Raw genomic sequence first — 3742 nt, 5'->3', positions numbered from 1 at the left:
AAGCAGGATCGTCACTTGATTGATGAAGATCGTATTGAATACAGGCTTCTTCTTTTCTCGATTCTACAACCAGTGCTAATAAAAGTGCTTTAAACTGCTCAATGTGTTGTGGCTTCGCTCTGGAAATTGCTGTTAGATAAATGCTCATGTTCTTTATTTATAAAAATGTTGTTTAAATGTGTTGTGTATCTTTCAAGATCGGCTACAATATTAGCATTCTTTTCTACATCGTGAAAGTGCAGGCCAGGCAATGGTTTCATCCCTGTAAAGGCATTCATACGGTGAAAACCGAATAATGCTCCATCATCAACACTGGTTTCATTAAAGAATTCTCCCGGTAGGGTAAAAGCTTCTTTCGGAGCATTCCATGATGAGGTGACCATATATTTTTTGCCATGCAGCATACCGCCTGTACCATAATTAATAGTTGGGTTTTGAGATGAACGTCCATCGCTATGATAAATTCCGGTTTGGTGACCTTCTGTAAAAACCACGTCAATATATTTTTTTAATCCGTTAGGTACCTGAAACCACCAGATAGGAGTATGGTAAATAACAATATCAGCCCATACATAATTCTCTACTTCCTGTTTTGGATCATAATCATCATTGATATCGGTAGATCTGATTTCAAATCCTTCTTTGTCATTAAAAAACTGACGTGTGGTATCAAAAATTGTTTTATTAAAACGGCCTCCAGAATGCCCAAAGACCTGTCCTCCGTTAATTACAAATATTTTTTTTGTTTCCATTTTAATAGAATTGATTTTACTTCTTAATTGTGATGACAAAATTACGGCTAGATATGTTACTATTAAAATAATATAAATCATACCTTTGTATCATAATTATGATATGTTGTTATGGTTAATTTAGAATGGTTCAGAACCTTTAAGGCTATTTATGAAACAGGTACACTCACAGGTGCGGCCGAGTCGTTGTATGTTTCGCAACCTGGTGTGAGTTTACATTTAAGCTCATTGGAATCGTATGTTGGGTACAAGCTTTTTGATCGGACGTCGAGAAAAATGGTGTCTACCGAACGCGGAAAGATACTTTACAATTATATACAGGAATCATTGTGTAAACTCGAAGAAGCAGAGCGCCACTTCCATAAAAGTACGGAAAAGGAAAAGCCTACTATAAGTATTGGTATGTGCTTTGAAACCTTCCAGTTCACACTTGAGTCTTATTTACCGAGTTTGGATTTTAATGTAATTATTAAGTTTGGAGACTATCCTCAAATGCTTAGTGACCTGGATAACGGTATTCTGGATTTGATTATTACGCCGCAAAAAGGAGATTACAAGGGATTGATTTATACACCATTTTTTAAAGAAAGAATAGTGGTAATTGGCGGGGCAAAAACATCAACAGAAGAGCTTGATCCTTTGCTAAAAAGCAGAGATCTGAACGGTATACAGGATTGGTTAAAACGCCAAACATGGTACGGAACAGCCGGAGATATGGAGCATTTACGCAGGTTTTGGCATATAAATTTTGGTAAACGACCTGATTTTAAACCTAATTACATTGTACCTAACATGAGCTCAATTATCCGTTGTTTAAGTGGGGGTGAGGGAATTGCTGTTATTCCCGATTTTCTTTCTAAAAAAGAACTTGATTCGGGTAACGTTAAACAAATATGGGATGGCTATAATGTAATAGAGAATACATTGTATTTTGGCACAAGAAAGAAAACAATGTATCTGGAAGAGGTCATGCAAATTCAGGAAATCTTTTTGAAAGAAATGGTTAATGAGCACCATGATAAACAAACAGTAATTTTTAATTAAGTGATATACTTATGATGGTATATTCAGAAACTAACTGTTATTTTGATCTGTTTTTAGAATCGTAATACGGTACGTACAAATTTATTAAGCAAAGGAGGACTAAACATTGAAAATACAATACTTTAAATATTTACTGGTAATCCAAATTGGTTTAATGTCTTTACCGTTGCATGGTTTTGCTCAAAACGGATTGCAACGTTTGGACGATCAGATACTTATTGATCTTTCAAAAACCAGAACACCTGAGAAAACAGGCTTCTTTATGTTCTTATCTAAAAACAATGATTTAGTTAACGTAGGTGTTCCAGTAGGCTTGTTTGCCGCTGGTGTAATTGGCAAGGACAAAGAAATGCGGCAAAATGCTTTATATGTTGTGAGTAGTTCGGCTGTTAATGCGCTGGTTACTATGTTAATTAAAAAAGCCGTTAAACGTCCAAGACCATTTCTTGCCAATGTTAAAATTAATGCTGTTTATCAGCCTTCGCATTATTCGTTTCCATCCGGGCATACCTCTACATCGTTTACAACTGCTACTGCTTTATCTCAGGCGTACCCTAAATGGTACGTAATTGCGCCTGCATATTTATGGGCTGGGTCTGTTAGCTTTTCGCGTTTATACTTAGGCGTTCATTACCCAACAGATGTGGCAGCGGGTGCTGTATTAGGTACTGGAACTGCACTTTCGTTTAGATTTATGAGACCAAATTAGTCTTACTGCTTTTCTCTTTAAGATAAAGCCTTGCAGATTCACTCATTGTAATAATGGCGCCACCAAGTATCACAATGTCTTTAATAACTAATCGCCCACGACCAGATAAATAGGGGAATCCCCATTGTTCATCTGTTAAATGCGGTACCCAGCTTTCGGGAGTAGTAACCAGGAAAGACAATGTGCCAACCGACATTAAGAATATAAGTGCACTGCCGATCATACTAGCTAAAGGAGCTACTTTATGTAGGGAAACCAAAATAGCAAGCGTAATTAAGAATACCCCTAAGCCCGCCGAAAAGCCATACGTGTTATTTGCTATATGCCATTGATGGTTCGCTGGAATCAAGTCGCCTTCTTTATTCATGTGGCTTTTATACTCATCAGGATGGTTGTAAAAGAAAGACATAAATGGGCTGTTGGCCACAAAAGGAACAACGCCATCAGCCTCATATGTAAAAAACTTTAAACCACCTATCCAAAGAAAGACGATAACGATTCCAAAACGGATTGCATTTTTACCTAATTGATCAAGATTGGCTATTGTATTTATGATTGAATTTTTCATGCTATTGATTTTTATACAAATCTATAGCAACCCGGGTAAGTAGTACATGGACAAAAGGGGTTAATCCTTGGACATATCCGCCACAATGGAGATACCGGTTTTATCTCTGAATACTTGTGGCGAAACTTTTGTGAATTTTTTAAACACGCGACTAAAATAAAACTCGTCCTGAAACTGTAAATTATAGGCAATTTCTTTAATGCTTTGCCTGGTTAAATGAAGTTGTTTTTTTGCCTCAAGCATTAATTTTTCCTGAATTAATTGCGAGGGTGACTTTCTGAAATAACGGGTACAGCGCCTGGTAAAATTGTCTCTAGACATGGATAATAATTCGGCATAGTCAGCTGGTTTACGGAGATTAAGAAAATGCTCATCCAACAACTGGCTAAACTGCTCCATAAGTTCATCTCTTTCGCTATCGTTATTTTTATTAGAAACCGCATTCATCTTAATGCTGCTCGATTTGGCTAAAAAGAGTTGCAGATACGCGCGTGGTACTATATCCGACAGGGTTTCGTTGTTTAATTCTTCTTTTAAATCATCCAGTAATTTATCAAATACCTTTGCTTCTTTTTCTGTTAGTATTACAATTGGATCGATGTAGATGTTGTTGAACAATAAGCCATTGCAACGCACTTCAGTACGATGAAATTCAATGCAATAGAAGTC

The 3742-nt window shown here is 36.7% G+C and carries 6 protein-coding genes; 2 read left to right on the top strand and 4 right to left on the bottom strand.

Annotation, left to right across the window (positions count from 1 at the left end; translation table 11 throughout):
- Both AC1DG9_RS24940 and AC1DG9_RS24935 read right to left on the bottom strand, forming a co-directional pair.
- Positions 1-148 (bottom strand): putative quinol monooxygenase (locus AC1DG9_RS24940; RefSeq protein ID WP_477635449.1); only part of this gene is annotated, 148 nt, incomplete at its 3' end.
- On the bottom strand, positions 99-752 hold the full coding sequence (locus AC1DG9_RS24935) for an NAD(P)H-dependent oxidoreductase (protein ID WP_288879512.1): 654 nt from the start codon (positions 750-752) through the stop codon (positions 99-101). The genes AC1DG9_RS24935 and AC1DG9_RS24940, both read right to left, overlap by 50 nt.
- Before the next feature lie 111 nt (positions 753-863).
- On the opposite strand from AC1DG9_RS24935, the gene AC1DG9_RS24930 reads away from it, so the two are divergent.
- Complete coding sequence (locus tag AC1DG9_RS24930) at positions 864-1796, top strand: LysR family transcriptional regulator (protein ID WP_172663155.1); 933 nt, start codon at positions 864-866, stop codon at positions 1794-1796.
- 154 nt (positions 1797-1950) lie between these two features.
- On the top strand, positions 1951-2505 hold the full coding sequence (locus AC1DG9_RS24925; protein ID WP_172663154.1) for a phosphatase PAP2 family protein: 555 nt from the start codon (positions 1951-1953) through the stop codon (positions 2503-2505).
- Here the strand turns inward: AC1DG9_RS24925 and AC1DG9_RS24920 are convergent.
- Positions 2489-3073, bottom strand: a complete 585-nt coding sequence (locus AC1DG9_RS24920) for a DUF417 family protein (RefSeq protein WP_172663153.1) — start codon at positions 3071-3073, stop codon at positions 2489-2491. The genes AC1DG9_RS24925 and AC1DG9_RS24920 overlap by 17 nt on opposite strands.
- A gap of 60 nt (positions 3074-3133) precedes the next feature.
- Positions 3134-3742, bottom strand: a 609-nt coding sequence (locus AC1DG9_RS24915; protein ID WP_477635448.1) for a helix-turn-helix domain-containing protein, incomplete at its 5' end; no start/stop codon positions are given.

Source organism: Pedobacter sp. 05L430, assembly GCF_056397585.1.
This window is presented reverse-complemented; position numbering and strand designations above follow the sequence as displayed.